Genomic DNA, 14278 nt, shown 5'->3' with positions numbered 1-14278 from the left:
TCGACCGCCTGGGAGTCCCACGATTCTCCTGACCTCAACTTCTCGAACCGCCCGGTGCGGCCCCGCATGCCGGGTGGTGTGGGAGGGGCCCGATCAGCGATGATCGGCCCCTATCCCGATGCCCGCAAGGAGGCTTCGGCGGCCTGGGGGCTGAGCACGTAGCCGTAGCGGCCGGGCAGGTCGGCGGCGCGCACGTCCTGCGGCTGCCACCAGCCCTCCTCGATCGCCTGGGCGGCATCGTGCATGTCCTGGCTGTGCACCAGGCCCGGGCCCAGGTCGGTGACGAGGTAGAGCCGGCCGGCCTCGTCGAGGAGGCTTTCGCGCACCTCGGCCACGTCCCGCCCCGTGTGGCTGCTCACCGCGGGCGGCTGGCCCGGGCCGCGGCTGCGCACTCGCCACACCCAGGGCGTGGACTCGAGTTCCACATAGACCCGCTGGGGCCCGTTCTGAAAATACCACTGACCCCGCTCGTCGGCCTCGTAGTTGCGGTGGATGAACTCGCGCAGCTTGTCGTGTGTGATGCGGCTGCCCTTGACCTGCGGGAAGGGGCCGGCGGCCTGGATGCGCTCGTCGCGCATGTACCACTGGCCACGGGCGTCCAGCGCCAGCCAGCCGCGGCAGGCGGGCACGTTGGGCCATTTCTTCAGCGCGGCCTTGACGATCTCGTCCATGGCGCCATGATCGTTCAAAGCTGCTCGCGCAGCCAGCCCGTCACCGCCTGCGGCAGGGTCATCACGTGGCCGGGCAGCATCCCGGCCGGGAAGCCGACGTGGCCACCATGCAGCGGCTGCCACAGCGTCACGAAGGCCCCCACCTCGTGGGGCCGGGGCAGGCTGGCGGCCGGCACGAACGGGTCGTTGCGGGCATTGAGCACCAGGGCGCTCACGCGGATGCGGTGCAGATGGGGCTTGGACGAGGCGCGCGACCAGTAGTCCTCGGTGTTGCGAAAGCCGTGCAGCGGTGCGGTGAAGACGTTGTCGAACTCGTAGAGGTCGCGCGCAGCCAGCAGGCGCTCGCGGTCGAAGAGCCCGGGGTGCTGGGCGAGCTTGCGCAGGGCCTTGGGCTTCATCGTGCGCAGGAACATGCGCGTGTAGACGAGCCGGTTGAAGCCGCGGCCGATGGCCGCTCCGCCGGCGGCCAGGTCCAGCGGCGAGCTGATGGCGCACACGGCGCGCACGGTCCGTGCCGCCGTCTCGCCGGCCTCCTCGGCCCAGCGCAGCAGGGCATTGCCGCCCAGCGAGATGCCCACGGCCAGCATCGGGCCGCGGTGGGCGGCGCGCAGGCGCTGCAGGATCCAGCCCACCTCCTCATGGTCGCCCGAGTGGTAGGCCCGCGGGGCCAGGTTGAGTTCGCCCGAGCAGCCGCGGAAGTGCGGCACTGCGTAGTGCCAGCGCAGTTGCCGGGCGCGGTGGGCAAAGGCCTCGGCATAGTGGCTGCGCGAGGAGCCTTCCAGGCCGTGGAAGAGCACGAGCAGGGGCGCGTCGGCGGACGGGGCCTCGGCCGCCCAGGCCAGGCGGTCGACATCGATGAAGTCGGCGTCCGGCGTGGTCCAGCGTTCGCGCGTATAGACGGGCCGTGGCCCAAGGAAGCGGCGCGAGAACAGCGCAGGCCAGATCGTCTGGACGTTGCCGCCGACCGGGCCCGGGCCGGCCAGCCAGCGCGGAGCACGGTACTCGATCACGTGAGGCTCCCAATCGCGTCAACAGGCCCTAGTGCAGCGTGGTGGGCGCCTCGGAGACCTCGGCGGGCTCGCGCGGCGTGCCGGGGCTCGCATGGTGGCAGACCATGCGCCAGCCCTGGGCCGTCTTCACGTAGACGTTGGTGGCGATCACATGGGCCGAGCGCGGGCCGTCCTCGGTCATCACGCGCACCTGCTCGACCACGCTGTGCACCGCGCTGTCGTGCGTGTGCACGCGCCGCACGCGCTCGGGTTGGGCCTGGATGCTGCCATGGGCGAACATGGCCTCGAACTGGGCACGGATGGCGCCCAGCCCCACCAGCCGCGGCCCGCCGGGATGGATGCACACAACCTCGTCATCATCGGCCCACACGGCCATCAGCTTGTCGATGTCGCCTTGCTGCAGGGCCTCGTAGAACTGGGCCTCGGTGTCGTCGGGGGAGGCCAGGGGCGCGAGCGGGCGGGGCATGGAGGCTGTCCTGGCTTACTTGAAGACGATGGTCTTGTGGCCGTTGAGCAGCACGCGGTGCTCCACATGCCAGCGCACCGCACGGGCCAGCACCACGCATTCGACGTCGCGGCCCACGGCGGTGAAATCCTCGGGGCTGAGCGTGTGGTCCACACGCTCCACGTCCTGCTCGATGATGGGGCCTTCGTCGAGGTCGGCGGTGACGTAGTGGGCGGTCGCGCCGATCAGCTTCACGCCACGGTCGTGGGCCTGGTAGTAAGGCTTGGCACCCTTGAAGCTGGGCAGGAAGCTGTGGTGGATGTTGATGGCGCGGCCCTTGAGGAACTCGCAGAACTCGGGGCTGAGGATCTGCATGTATCGCGCCAGCACGACCAGGTCGACGTCATGCTCGGTGACGAGCCGCTCCACCTGGCGCTCCTGCGCACGCTTGGCCTCGGCCGAGGCGCCGGTGGGCAGGGGCAGATGGTGGAAGGGAACGCCGTAGCTGGCGGCCAACTCCGCGAAATCGGGGTGGTTGGACACGATGGCGGGCACGTCGATGTTGAGCTGGCCCGACTGGCGGCGAAACAGCAGGTCGTTCAGGCAGTGGCCGTGCCGGCTGACCATGATCAGCACGCGCGGCCTGCGCGACAGGGCGTGGAAGGACGCCTGCATGCCGAACTGCTGGCGCACATGCGCGAAGAGCTTGGTCAGCGTGGCCACGTCGGCCAAGTGCTCAGGCGCCTCGAAATGCACCCGCATGAAGAACAGGCCCGTGCCGTCGGGGCTTTGCACGTCGCCGAACTGCTGGGAGTCGAGGATGTTGCAGCCGGCCTGGTAGAGCAGGCCCGAGACCGCGTAGACCACGCCCTTGGTGTCCTGGCAGGACAGGGTGAGGATGAATTCCTGGGAAGTGTTCATGTTGGCTTTCGGACCCCGCCGATTGTACGGAGGCTGTACGCCGGCGGCCTGCCGCGGCACAATGCGCCGCCATGACCGCCCCGCCGGATTCCCACTGGAGTGAGCGCAGCCAGGAGCTGGGCCGCCTGCTGGCCGAGACCGCGCTGGGCCGCCGGGCCGCCTTTGCGCAGTTGTACCGGCTCACCGCGTCGCATCTGTTGGGCGTGATCCTGCGTATCACCGGGGAACGCACCCAGGCCGAGGACGTGCTGCAGGAGGTCTACCTGGCCGTCTGGAAGGCGGCGGGCAGCTTCGATGCCGCGCGCAGCCAGCCGCTGACGTGGCTGACCAGCATTGCCCGCCACCGTGCCATCGACAGCTTGCGGCGGGCCCAGGCCCGCCCCCGCTTCAGCGATGAGGGTGCCTCCGACGACGAGCAGGACCACCGCGACGTGTACGACGAGCATCCCGATCCCCACCCCGGCCCGGCCGAGCTGCTGCAGCGCGCCGTCGAGGCGCGGCTGCTGCAGCGCTGTCTCGGGGGGCTGTCGCCCGAGCAGCAGCACAGCCTGGCACTGGCCTACTACCAGGGGCTGTCGCACAGCGAGGTGGCCGAGCAGATGGGCCAGCCGCTGGGCTCGGTGAAGTCCTGGATCCGCCGGGCGCTGCAGTCGCTCAAGGTCTGCCTGGAGCGTCTGGCACCGGGAGGGCTCGCATGATCGCGCTGCGCCCCGAGGTGGCCGACCGGCTGGCGGCCGAGTACGTGCTGGGCACGCTGCGCGGCGGGGCACGCCGGCGCTTCGAGACGCTGATGGGGGCCCACCCGATGCTGCGCGAGGCGGTGGCGCGCTGGCAGGACCGGCTGCAGCCCCTGTCTGAGGTGGTGCCGCCGGTGGCCCCGTCCGAGCGGGTCTGGCGCGCCATCGAGGCCCGGCTGGACGGTACGGCGGCGGCCGCCCCGGCGCGGCGCAGCCCGTGGGGCGCGCTGGCCTTCTGGCGCGGCTGGTCGGTGCTGGCCACCGCGGCGGCCGTGGTGATGGCCGTGCTGCTCGTGCAGCCCACGCCGATGCCGCCGCCGGTGGTGGTGGTGCTGGCTGCTCCGGAAGGGGTCAACACCTTCGTCGCCAGCCTCAGCGCCGATGGCCGCAGTCTGGTCGTGCGGCCGCTGGCGGCTGTGCAGGTCGATGCCGGGCGTGTGTTGGAACTGTGGGCCGTGCCTGGTCAAGGGGCGCCGCGCTCGCTGGGGCTGATTCAGTCCGACCGGCCCACGGTGTTGCAGCGTCGGCTGGAGCTGCCGGCCACCGCGGCGCTGGCGGTCAGCCTGGAGCCGCCGGGCGGCTCGCCCACCGGCGCACCCACCGGGCCCATTCTCTACACCGGTCGCCTGTCGCTTTGAGGGGGCGTCGCCCCGCGCGGCCCGCTCGGGGGCCTTGCATCCGAAAGGCCGTCGCTTGCGTATAGGACGCAAGCCGACATGGCGGCGTCCATGCGCGGCCTTTTTCCCGTCTGTCTTACCGATCGGAGCCTTCCATGCACAAGACTGTCCTGCTGTCCCTGGCCTCGCTCAGCCTGGCTGCCTGCGGATCGATGACCCCCGCGCCCATGACGAGCACGCGGGTCGACAACATGAGCCTGCCGCCCGAGATCCGCGTGCCCGCGGGCGCGCAGCAGACGATGCACACCGTGGGCATTGGCGAGATCACCTACGAATGCCGGGCCAAGGCTGGTGCGGCTGGCCAGTTCGAATGGGTCTTCGTGACCCCCGTGGCCACGCTCTACGACATGCAGCGCAAGGTGGTGGGCAAGTACTACGGCGGCCCGACCTGGGAGGCCAACGACGGCTCGAAGGTGACGGGCAAACAGCTTGCCGTGGCTCCAGCGGGCCCGGGCGACATCCCGCTGCAGCTCGTCAAGGCCGATCCCGCGATGGGCATGGGCGTGATGCAGGGCACCTCCCACATCCAGCGCTTGAACACCCGCGGCGGCGTGGCCCCCTCGGCCCCGTGCGCGGCGGCCAACCAGGGCGAACGGCGCCAAGTGCCCTACCAGGCTGACTACGTCTTCTACCGCCAGTAGGCGGGCGCGTCGTGCTGGCATGATCCGTCCCTGAACGGCAGGCACAATCGGCCAGTGGCCCGGCCCTGGCCGAGCCCGGTACTGACCGCAAGGAGATCGACCGCATGACGCAGATCCCGACCCTGGAGGTTGCTCCCAAATCCATCATCCACCTCGTGGGTGGCGAGAAAGGCGGCGTGGGCAAGTCCCTCGTCTCGCGCCTGCTGGCCCAGTACTTCATCGACCACAACCTGCCCTTCGTCGGCTTCGACACCGACCGCTCGCATGGCACCTTCATGCGCTTTTACGCCGGCTATGCCTCGCCGATGACGGTCGAGCGCTACGAGGCACTGGACGCCATCATCGAATCGGCCATCGATCACCCCGGCCGGCGCGTGCTGGTCGATCTGGCCGCGCAGACGCATGCGCCGTTGGTGAAGTGGATGGACGAGTCCGGCGTGCTGGACTTGGCCGACGTCTCTGACCTGGCGCTTCATTACTGGCACGTCATGGATGCCGGCAAGGACTCGGTGGACCTGCTCAAGCGGCTGCTCGACCGCTTCGGCCGCCGGCTGCAGTACGTGCTGGTGCTCAATCAGTTGCGCGGCGACGACTTCAGTCAACTCGAAAGCTCGGGCGAGCTGGAGCGCGCGATCGCCCTGGGGGCGCGGCACATCACCATCCGCCGGCTGCACGATTCGGTGGCTCAGAAGATCGACGCAGCCAACATGAGTTTCTGGGCCGCGCGCAACACCAGCGGCGGCGATGGCAGCAGCCTGGGCCTGATGGAGCGCCAGCGCCTGAAGCTGTGGATGAACCACGTCTATGCCGAGCTCGACACCCTCAAAATCTGAGCCTGGATCCGACAGTTGACCGCTCGCCTGCCGCGTGCAGCGCGGCTTGTCGTTGCGGAAGTTCGCGCCCAACTGCCGGGTCTAGGCTGAGCTGGCCGCACCGAGCGGTGCGGCGGCGGCAGGCCGAGGCGACGCCGCCCCAGGTGTCGGGTTCCTGTGCGGGCGGGTGTGCGCCACGCACCGAGCGGTTCAGTGGCCGTGAACCTTCTCGCCGGCTTGGAGCCGGTAGACCGTGCCGCAATAGGGGCACTTGCCCTCGCCGGTGGTAGCCACGTCGATGTAGACCTTGGGATGGGCGCTCCACAAGGGCATCTTCGGGTTGGGGCAGAACGCCACACCGTGACCCTGAAGATCCCGGGCCGACAGCTCGACGACGTCGATGGGTTTGCTGCTCATCGCCGGTGTCCTCAGACCAGGGTCAGCCATTCGGCGTACTTGGGGTTGCGGCCATTGACGATGTCGAAGAAGGCCGACTGGATCTTCTCGGTGATGGGCCCGCGCGAGCCTGCGCCGATCTCGATGCGGTCGAGCTCGCGGATGGGCGTCACCTCGGCGGCCGTGCCGGTGAAGAAGGCCTCGTCGGCGATGTAGACCTCGTCGCGGGTGATGCGTTTTTCGATGAGCTTCAGGCCCAGATCCTGGCAGATCGCGAAGATGGTGTTGCGCGTGATGCCGTTGAGGGCGCCGGCCGACAGGTCGGGGGTGTACAGCACCCCGTTCTTGACGATGAACAGGTTCTCGCCTGCACCCTCGGAGACGAAGCCGGCCGAGTCGAGCAGCAGGGCCTCGTCGTAGCCGTCGTCGGTGGCCTCCATATTGGCCAGGATCGAGTTGGTGTAGTTGCTCACCGTCTTGGCCTGCGTCATCGTGATGTTGACGTGGTGGCGGGTGTAGCTGCTGGTCTTGACGCGGATGCCGCGCTTCAAGCCTTCCTCGCCGAGGTAGGCGCCCCAGGCCCAAGCGGCGATCATCAGGTGGATGGTATTGCCCTTGGGGCTCACGCCCAGCTTTTCCGAGCCGATCCAGGTCAGCGGGCGGATGTAGCAGCTCTCGAGCTGGTTGGCGCGCACGACCTCTTTGTGTGCCTCCATCACCTGCTCGACGGTGTAGGGGATCTTCATGCGCAGGATCTTCGCGCTGTTGAACAGGCGCTCGGTGTGCTCGCGCAGGCGGAAGATGGCCGTGCCCTTGTCCGTGTTGTAGGCGCGCACGCCCTCGAAGGCGCCGCAGCCGTAATGCAGCGTGTGGGTCAGTACATGGATCTTGGCGTCGCGCCAGTCCACCAGCCGGCCATCCATCCAGATCTTGCCGTCGCGGTCTTCCATGCCCATGCAAGGCTCCTTGGGGAAACGGGGTAAAGCGGCGATTTTACGGGGCCGGCGGCGCGTCCTGCCCGGCCACTTCGGGGCGCCACAGCGTCCAGCGCACGAGCTTGCCGCCGCGCAGCTCCAGCGTGACATGCGAGCCGCCCGGGTCGGTCCAGCGGTAGGCTTCCGGGTCGTCGCCCACTTTCTCGCCCAGGCTGCGCGTCAGCATCACGATCTTCAGCATGGGCAGGCCCGGCTGCAGCCTGGCGTTGAGCATCACGGCGCTGTCGATATGGCCGATGGGGGCATGGCCGGCCTGGCGCATCACGCGCACGGCCTTGTTGAACTGCAGCAGCAGCCAGAAGGTGATGGCCGAAAAGGCAAAGAGCAGGCCTTGCCAGCCGTACTGCTGCCATGCGAGCAGGGTGAACAGGGCCGCCAGGCCCCAGCCGATCCAGGGGTTCATGGCTGAGAGTCTATCGGCCCGGCGGACGGGTTCAGATACGTCATGTCTTCAGCACGGCAGCTCAGACGATGGTGCGCACCAGGTCGATGGCCTGCTCGACGCGTTCGACCGGGTGGAGGGTCAGCCCCTCGATGGGCTTCTTGGGCGCATTGGCCTTGGGCACGATGGCCACGGAAAACCCGAGCTTGGCGGCTTCCTTCAGCCGTTCCTGCCCGCGTGGCGCCGGGCGCACCTCGCCGGCCAGGCCCACCTCGCCGAAGGTGAGGAAGCCGCGCGGCAGCGCCTTGCCGCGCAAGGAACTCTGGATGGCCAGCATCACGGCCAGGTCGGCTGCCGGCTCGGTGATGCGCACGCCGCCCACGGCGTTGACGAAGACGTCCTGATCGAAGCAGGCGATGCCGGCGTGGCGGTGCATCACCGCCAGCAGCATGGCCAGGCGGTTGGGCTCCAGGCCCACCGACAGCCGCCGTGGGCTGGGAATGGGCGAGCTGTCGACCAGGGCCTGCACCTCCACCAGCATGGGGCGCGTGCCTTCGAGGGTGACCAGCACGCACGAGCCCGCCACCGGCGCGCTGTGGGTGGATAGGAAGATGGCGCTGGGGTTGGCCACCCCCTTGAGGCCACGCTCGGTCATCGCAAACACGCCGATCTCGTTGACGGCGCCAAAGCGGTTCTTGATGGCGCGCACGAGGCGGAAGCTGGAATGGGTGTCGCCCTCGAAGTACAGCACGGTGTCCACCATGTGCTCGAGCACGCGCGGGCCGGCCAGGGCCCCTTCCTTGGTGACATGGCCCACCAGCACGATGGCCGTGCCGCTGGCCTTGGCGGTGCGGGTGAGGTGGGCGGCGCATTCACGCACCTGCGCCACCGAGCCGGGCGCCGAGCTGAGCTGCTCGGAGTACAGCGTCTGGATGGAGTCGATCACCGCGATGGCGGGTTGCTCGGCCGCCAGCGTGGCGAGGATCTTCTCGAGCTGGGTTTCGGCCTGCACGCGCACCTTCGAGGCATCGAGCCCCAGGCGTCGGGCGCGCAGGGCCACCTGGGCACCGCTTTCCTCGCCGGTCACATACAACGTGGGCAGCGTCCGAGACAGGGCATCGAGCGCCTGCAGCAGCAGGGTCGATTTACCGATGCCCGGGTCGCCGCCGATCAGCACCACCCCGCCTTCGACGATACCGCCGCCCAGCACGCGGTCGAGTTCCTCCAGGCCGGTGGGCGTGCGCTCCACATCGCTGGCCTCGATCTCGGCCAAAGTGGTGACCGGCGCAGCCTGGGCCCAGGACTGGAAGCGGTTCTTCGAGGTCGAGGCGCTGGCCGCGACGGTCTCCTCCAGTGTGTTCCAGGCGCCGCAGTGGGGGCACTTGCCCAGCCATTTCGGGGTGCTGCCGCCGCACTCGCGGCAGGTGTAGATCGTCTTGTCCTTGGCCATGGGGGGCGATTGTGGCCCCCGGCGCTCAGTTCAGCACGAACAGGGCCAGCACCGCGCCGGCCAGCAGCGCGCTCACCCACATCAGCACCCGGGTGCGCACTCGCAGGGTCTCGACTGCCGCCACCAGGCGTTCGTTGTGCTGGGCCAGGGCCTGGATCAGCTCGCTGGAAGCCACGGCCTCGCGCCCCATTTCGGCCACGCGCTGTTCGAGCTGGGCGAGGCGGGCCTCGGGCGAACCCGCGTCGGCCGCCGGGCCGGCCGTGGCCGCCTGTTGCGCGGATTCATCCTGGCGCACCTTGTTCCACAGCTGCCGGGCTCCGCGCACGACGGCCGGCGTGGCTTCGATCACATCCTTCCAGGGGATGATCTTGAAGGCGGCGATCCAGGGAAAGGCCATCGCAAGCTCCGGTCAGGCGTTCTTGATGCCCAGGTGGCGCTGCTCCAGCTCCCGGCGCAACTGCTTGCGCAGCAAGGCGGCCTCGAAGCGACGCTTCTCGTCGGGCGTGGTCGGGGTGAACGGGGGCACCGGCGTGGGCCGGCCCTCGTCGTCCACCGCCACCATCGTGAAGAAGCAGCTGTTGGCGTGGCGCACGACCTGGGTGCGGATGTTCTCCGTCACCACCTTGATGCCGATCTCCATCGAGGAGTTCCCCGTGTGATTCACCGAGGCGAGGAAGGTGACGAGCTCGCCCACGTGGATGGGCTGCCGGAACATCACCTGGTCCACCGAGAGCGTGACCACGTAGCGCCCGGCGTAGCGGCTGGCGCAGGCGTAGGCCACCTGGTCGAGCAGCTTGAGGATGGTGCCACCGTGGACATTGCCGGAGAAGTTGGCCATGTCCGGCGTCATCAGCACGGTCATCGACAGTTGGTGGCTGGGCAGGTCCATGCGGCGGGTGGGGGCGGTCAGTGGGGTTTGCGCTGCACCACCATCACCGCCAGGGTGACGATGGTCAGCGGGAGCACGAAGCTCATCATGACGGTGGAATAGGCGGCCAGGGCGGCATGGTGCTGGGCTGCCAGGATGAGGTAGGCCGTGTAGGCTCCATAGTAGGCCAGCAGGATGCCGCCCTCCCAGCGCGCGATCTCGCGGCCGGTCATGAAAATCGGCAGGCACGCCAGCATCGCGGCCATCATCACCCACAGGTCGAAGTTCAGCACGGCCTCGGGGATGGGCAGGCCGCCCTCGGCCACGACGCCCGCCAGGCCCAGGCAGCCCAGGATGTTGAAGAGGTTGCTGCCCACGACATTGCCCACGGCGATGTCGCGCTGGCCGCGCAGCGAGGCGGTGATCGAGGCCGCCACCTCCGGCAGCGAGGTGCCGGCCGCCACGATGGTCAGGCCGATGATCACGTCGCTCACGCCCAGGGCCGTGGCAAAGGCGGTGGCTGCCTGCACGAGCCAGCGCGAGCCCAGTACCAGCAGGGCCAAGCCGCCCAGCACCAGCAGCGTCTGCACGCTCCAATGCCGGTCCCAGTGGCTGGCGGGAGCCTCGGCGGCGAACTCGCCTTGGTCCTGCGCCGGCGCGCGGCGCGCCTGCACGATCAGGAAGACCGTGTAGCCCACCATCAGCGCCAGCAGCAAGGCCGCCTCGGGCCGGGAGACGGCGCCGTCCAGGGCCATCACCACCAGCATCAGGCCGGCGGCCAGCATCATCGGCACCTCCTGGCGAATGACCTGCACATGCACGGCCAGCGGCGTGATCAGGGCGGCGGCCCCCAGGATGAACAGCACGTTGAAGATGTTGCTGCCCAGTGCATTGCCCACGGCCATGTCAGTGGCGCCGCTGGCGGCCGCGCCGACCGAGACGGCCATCTCGGGGGCGCTGGTGCCGAAGGCCACGACGGTCAGCCCCACCACCAGCGGCGAGACGCCCCAGGACAGCGACAGGCGCGAGGCGCCGCGCACCAGGGCTTCGGCGCCGACCACGAGGGCCACCAGCCCGGCGAGGAACAAGACGATGGACATGCACACCTCCTTTGCCGGGCGTCATCGTGCCATGAAGCGCTCGGGCTGCGAGAACGGAGGCGGGGAGCGCGCGAGGGTGTGTGCCGCTTTGTTCGATATAATGAACGCCACACCGACACCTCTCAGGGAGGATCTCCATGGGCACCGTCTCGGCGATCGGTCGCAACCTGCAGCGGTACCGAGACCAGCGCGGGCTCACGCTGGCCGGCCTGTCCGAACGCAGCGGCGTGGCCAAGTCCACGCTGTCCCAGCTCGAAAACGGGGAGGGCAACCCCACGATCGAGACGCTGTGGGCCATCGCCAACGCTCTGGGGGTGCCCTTCGGGCTGCTGGTCGAGGCGCCCTCCAGCGAGGGCGCCGAGGTGTCGGGACCGGGGGTGACCGTTCGATTGATCGAACAATCCCGCGACGATCCCGAAATCGAGGTCTATGCCATCGAGCTGCTGCCGGGGTGCCGCAAGGAGTCTGCCCCCCATCCCGAAGGGGTCAAGGAGCGCGTCACGGTGCTCGCGGGGGCGTTGCTGGTGGGCCCGGCCGACCGGCCGCGCATGGTGCGCTCGGGCGACACCCATGCCTTTGATGCCGACGTGCCCCATGTCTATGCGGCCACCGAGCAGGGCGGCCGGGCGCTGGTGGTGATCGAATACCCGCCCAAGGCCTACACGGGCAGCGCCTCGACGCTCTACCTGGAATGGCCGCGGGATGCCGCGGGCTGGGACGGGGTGCGCGGCGCACTGGAGCGGGCTTTGCTGGAGGTGTCCAACGGCCTGGGGGCGCGATTGCTGCGCCTGCGCGGCGAGCCGCTGCCCGGTCGCGACGGTGTTCAGACGCTGGCGGGCCTGCTGCGCGAGAGGGCCGCCGGCCCCTGGCGCTGGCCGGTGCTTTGGTTGGTGGAGGAGGATGCCCAGGGGCCGTTTGCCGGCATCGTGCCCATGCCCCTGCCGGGGGCTTTTGCACACACCCATGCCCCGGCCCCCTGGTCGCGCCAGCCGCTGGCACAGGCCTGCACGCGGCTGGCCCGGTTGGCCGAATCGCCCTTCACCCCCTTGACCCAAGAGGAGCAGGCCGAAGTCGCAGGCCACCTGGACGGCCCGAGCTGGGTGCTCAGCGGCCTGGCGACCGAGGTGCTGCTGCAGCGCGGACACCGGGCCTTGCCGCGCCCCTTGCGTCAGGCGCGTGCGGCGACGCCGCGGCGCCCGTCCGGCGGGTCGGGGCCGTTTTCCAGTCGCATCGACGTCGAACACTACGACGCCTTCGAGCTGCTGCATCCGGCCTACGCCCGTCAGGTGGTGGCCGCGGCGCAGGACATCGCCAGCTTCGCGCCGCCGCTGCCGCGGTGGCAGGCCGTGGATGTGGGCAGTGGCCCCGGCCTGCCTTTGCTGATGCTGCGCGAGCTGCACCCGCAGGGCCGCTTTCTGGCCGTCGAGCCCGACGAGGCGGCCTACGCCTGTCTGCGCCGCAACACGCAGGGCGTCGAGGGCATCGAGCCGCATCACGGCGGTTTCTTGGAACTGGAGCTGCCGCCCGAGGAGACGCCGCTGATCACCTCCTTCGGGGCCTCGCACCACTTCAACACCGCTTTCATGCTGCAGAAGGCGGCGGCCCTGCTGCAGCCCGGCGGGCTGCTGGTGGTGGCCGACGAGTTCCTGCCCGAGTTCAGCAGCGTCGAGGAGCGTCACCGCGCCTTGGTGCGCCACCACGGCGCCTACCTGTTGGCCAGCATGGCCTGGGTGGGCGAGCCTTCGGGGGCGCAGGCCGGGGGTGACACTTGGCGGTACCGGGACTTCCGGCGCACCCTCCTGATGGCCTGGGTGGCGGCCACCGAGGGCCACTGCGGCCAGGCGGTGAGCCTGTGCCGACAGTTGTATGCGCGGCTGTGCGACTCGGGTGTGCGTGAGCAGCCCGAGCACGAGCTGGGGGCCTTCGTGCGTTTTTACTGGCTGGAGCTGCAGGCCATGGTCGCGGGTTTCGACTACGAGGTCGAGCGCAAGACCTTCGCGCGGCGCTTCGCCGGACTGGCCGCCCTGGCCGGCTTGGAGCTCGTGCGCCACCGGCGGGTGTTCGCGACCGACGGGCACGACGAATGGGGCGGGGGCACCCATGTGTTCACCTTCACCAAACCGGGTGGGGCATGAAGGGGGGCGTGCTGCGCGGTCTGGGCGACAGCCTGGCGATCGCGGCCGGCTACGGGCCCGTGGCCTTTTCCTTCGGGCTGGCGGCCGTGCAGATGGGCCTGGACGCCTCGTGGGCGGTGGCCATCTCGGCCATCGTGTTCGCCGGGGCCAGCCAGTTCGTGCTGGTGTCCCTGGTGGCTTCCGGGGGCGGCCCGCTGGCGGTGGTGCCCACGATCTGGCTGCTCAACGCCCGCCACCTGCTCTACGGCCGGGTGGTGGCCGAGCAGCTCGCACAAGCCCGTCCGACCCGGGTTCCCCCGACGCTGGCCTTCGGCCTGACCGACGAGGTCTTCGCCTGCGCGGCGGCGCGTCTGCCCGGCCTGGACCCGCCGCAGCGTGCCGGCTGGCTGGCCGGCCTGCAGGCGGGGGCCTACGGCGCTTGGATTGCCGGCACCTGGCTGGGGGCGGCCACGGGCGCTGAACTGGTCGACCGGGTGCCGCTGCTGCGCGAGGCCCTGGCCTTCGTGCTGCCGGCGCTGTTCCTGTCGCTGCTGCTGCAGATGGGAGTGCGCGGACGCTCGGTCGCGCTGTGGGGGGCGGCCGGCGTCACGCTGCTGGGCCTGGCCCTGGGCCCGGCCCATGTGGCCATCCCGGCCGGCATGCTGGCCGGCGCGGCCTTCCAGTGGTTGCAGGCGGAGCCCGGCGATGCGTGAGGCCGGGGGGATGCTGCTGTTGACGGTGCTGGCCTGCGGGCTGGGCACCTTCCTGTTGCGTGCCTTGCCGTTCTGGTGGGGGCTGCGGCGCAGCAGCGCTGGCTCGCCTCGGATCGGCCGATGGTCCTCGGCCATCGGCCCGGCGGCCATTGCGGCCCTGCTGGCCGCCTCGCTGGCGTCCCTGCTGGGGGGCGCCGGCGGCACCGGCCGCGCCCTGCCGGTTGCCGTGGCCCTGGGGGCCGTGATCCTGATCCAGCGCCTGCGCGCGGGGGTGGCCGCCCCCACGCTGCTGGGCACGGCGGTGTATGCGCTGATGTTGTGGATGGGCGACGGCGTGTAGCGCCGG

Annotated in this window: 18 protein-coding genes; 7 read left to right on the top strand and 11 right to left on the bottom strand. The window is 70.0% G+C overall.

Annotated features, from left to right (window positions below; all coding sequences use genetic code 11):
• Positions 1-110: 110 nt before the first annotated feature.
• Genes ACK4ZD_RS04730 through purU form a run of 4 tightly spaced genes read right to left on the bottom strand, consistent with a single transcriptional unit; the run spans position 111 to position 3047 of the window.
• Positions 111-671, bottom strand: a complete 561-nt coding sequence (locus tag ACK4ZD_RS04730) for a DUF2946 family protein (protein ID WP_409659299.1) — start codon at positions 669-671, stop codon at positions 111-113.
• Between the two features lie 14 nt (positions 672-685).
• Positions 686-1681: a YheT family hydrolase gene (locus tag ACK4ZD_RS04725; RefSeq protein ID WP_409659297.1), complete on the bottom strand. Its 996-nt coding sequence runs from the start codon at positions 1679-1681 to the stop codon at positions 686-688.
• Between the two features lie 28 nt (positions 1682-1709).
• Entirely contained in the window at positions 1710-2147 is a 438-nt protein-coding gene (locus tag ACK4ZD_RS04720) for a YybH family protein (protein WP_409659295.1), read from the bottom strand.
• A gap of 15 nt (positions 2148-2162) precedes the next feature.
• Positions 2163-3047, bottom strand: a complete 885-nt coding sequence (purU, locus tag ACK4ZD_RS04715; RefSeq protein ID WP_409659293.1) for a formyltetrahydrofolate deformylase — start codon at positions 3045-3047, stop codon at positions 2163-2165.
• Between the two features lie 71 nt (positions 3048-3118).
• On the opposite strand from purU, the gene ACK4ZD_RS04710 reads away from it, so the two are divergent.
• The 4 genes from ACK4ZD_RS04710 to ACK4ZD_RS04695 all read left to right on the top strand — a co-directional run bounded on the left by ACK4ZD_RS04710 (position 3119) and on the right by ACK4ZD_RS04695 (position 5935).
• Positions 3119-3745, top strand: coding sequence for a sigma-70 family RNA polymerase sigma factor (locus tag ACK4ZD_RS04710; protein ID WP_409659291.1), 627 nt, complete (start codon positions 3119-3121; stop codon positions 3743-3745).
• Positions 3742-4422: an anti-sigma factor domain-containing protein gene (locus ACK4ZD_RS04705; RefSeq protein WP_409659289.1), complete on the top strand. Its 681-nt coding sequence runs from the start codon at positions 3742-3744 to the stop codon at positions 4420-4422. The genes ACK4ZD_RS04710 and ACK4ZD_RS04705 overlap by 4 nt, the downstream gene beginning before the upstream one ends.
• A 134-nt stretch (positions 4423-4556) precedes the next feature.
• Positions 4557-5102 carry a DUF3455 domain-containing protein gene (locus tag ACK4ZD_RS04700; protein ID WP_409659287.1) on the top strand — a complete coding sequence of 182 codons (546 nt, stop codon included), beginning with the start codon at positions 4557-4559 and terminating at the stop codon, positions 5100-5102.
• Between the two features lie 104 nt (positions 5103-5206).
• On the top strand, positions 5207-5935 hold the full coding sequence (locus tag ACK4ZD_RS04695; RefSeq protein WP_409659285.1) for a mobilization protein: 729 nt from the start codon (positions 5207-5209) through the stop codon (positions 5933-5935).
• 189 nt (positions 5936-6124) lie between these two features.
• Here the strand turns inward: ACK4ZD_RS04695 and ACK4ZD_RS04690 are convergent, their stop codons facing one another.
• From ACK4ZD_RS04690 to ACK4ZD_RS04660, 7 genes are all read right to left on the bottom strand, one after another.
• The gene (locus ACK4ZD_RS04690) at positions 6125-6331 is read right to left on the bottom strand and encodes a zinc-finger domain-containing protein (RefSeq protein WP_409659284.1); all 207 of its coding nucleotides are present in this window, start codon (positions 6329-6331) and stop codon (positions 6125-6127) included.
• An 11-nt stretch (positions 6332-6342) separates the two neighbouring features.
• Positions 6343-7266: a branched-chain amino acid transaminase gene (locus ACK4ZD_RS04685; RefSeq protein WP_409659282.1), complete on the bottom strand. Its 924-nt coding sequence runs from the start codon at positions 7264-7266 to the stop codon at positions 6343-6345.
• A gap of 37 nt (positions 7267-7303) precedes the next feature.
• Entirely contained in the window at positions 7304-7708 is a 405-nt protein-coding gene (locus tag ACK4ZD_RS04680) for a hypothetical protein (RefSeq protein WP_409659280.1), read from the bottom strand.
• Positions 7709-7769: 61 nt separating this feature from the next.
• Entirely contained in the window at positions 7770-9137 is a 1368-nt protein-coding gene (gene radA, locus ACK4ZD_RS04675; protein WP_409659278.1) for a DNA repair protein RadA, read from the bottom strand.
• Between the two features lie 25 nt (positions 9138-9162).
• A complete protein-coding gene (locus ACK4ZD_RS04670) occupies positions 9163-9534 on the bottom strand; it encodes a hypothetical protein (protein ID WP_409659276.1) in 372 nt (123 codons plus the stop codon).
• Between the two features lie 12 nt (positions 9535-9546).
• The gene (locus ACK4ZD_RS04665) at positions 9547-10026 is read right to left on the bottom strand and encodes an acyl-CoA thioesterase (RefSeq protein ID WP_409659274.1); all 480 of its coding nucleotides are present in this window, start codon (positions 10024-10026) and stop codon (positions 9547-9549) included.
• Positions 10027-10043: 17 nt separating this feature from the next.
• The gene (locus tag ACK4ZD_RS04660; protein ID WP_409659272.1) at positions 10044-11105 is read right to left on the bottom strand and encodes a calcium/sodium antiporter; all 1062 of its coding nucleotides are present in this window, start codon (positions 11103-11105) and stop codon (positions 10044-10046) included.
• A gap of 137 nt (positions 11106-11242) precedes the next feature.
• Between ACK4ZD_RS04660 and ACK4ZD_RS04655 the strand changes: the two genes are divergently transcribed.
• From ACK4ZD_RS04655 to ACK4ZD_RS04645, 3 genes are read left to right on the top strand one after another with little or no spacing between them, the layout of a single operon-like run.
• The gene (locus ACK4ZD_RS04655; RefSeq protein WP_409659270.1) at positions 11243-13240 is read left to right on the top strand and encodes a helix-turn-helix domain-containing protein; all 1998 of its coding nucleotides are present in this window, start codon (positions 11243-11245) and stop codon (positions 13238-13240) included.
• Complete coding sequence (locus ACK4ZD_RS04650) at positions 13237-13932, top strand: AzlC family ABC transporter permease (protein WP_409659268.1); 696 nt, start codon at positions 13237-13239, stop codon at positions 13930-13932. Before ACK4ZD_RS04655 ends, ACK4ZD_RS04650 begins: the two co-directional genes overlap by 4 nt.
• 10 nt (positions 13933-13942) lie before the next feature.
• Positions 13943-14272 carry an AzlD domain-containing protein gene (locus tag ACK4ZD_RS04645; protein WP_409659266.1) on the top strand — a complete coding sequence of 110 codons (330 nt, stop codon included), beginning with the start codon at positions 13943-13945 and terminating at the stop codon, positions 14270-14272.
• Positions 14273-14278: the final 6 nt, after the last annotated feature.

The sequence above is a fragment of the Caldimonas sp. genome (assembly GCF_046291045.1).
In the GTDB taxonomy this organism is placed as follows: domain Bacteria; phylum Pseudomonadota; class Gammaproteobacteria; order Burkholderiales; family Burkholderiaceae_C; genus Caldimonas.
This window is presented reverse-complemented; position numbering and strand designations above follow the sequence as displayed.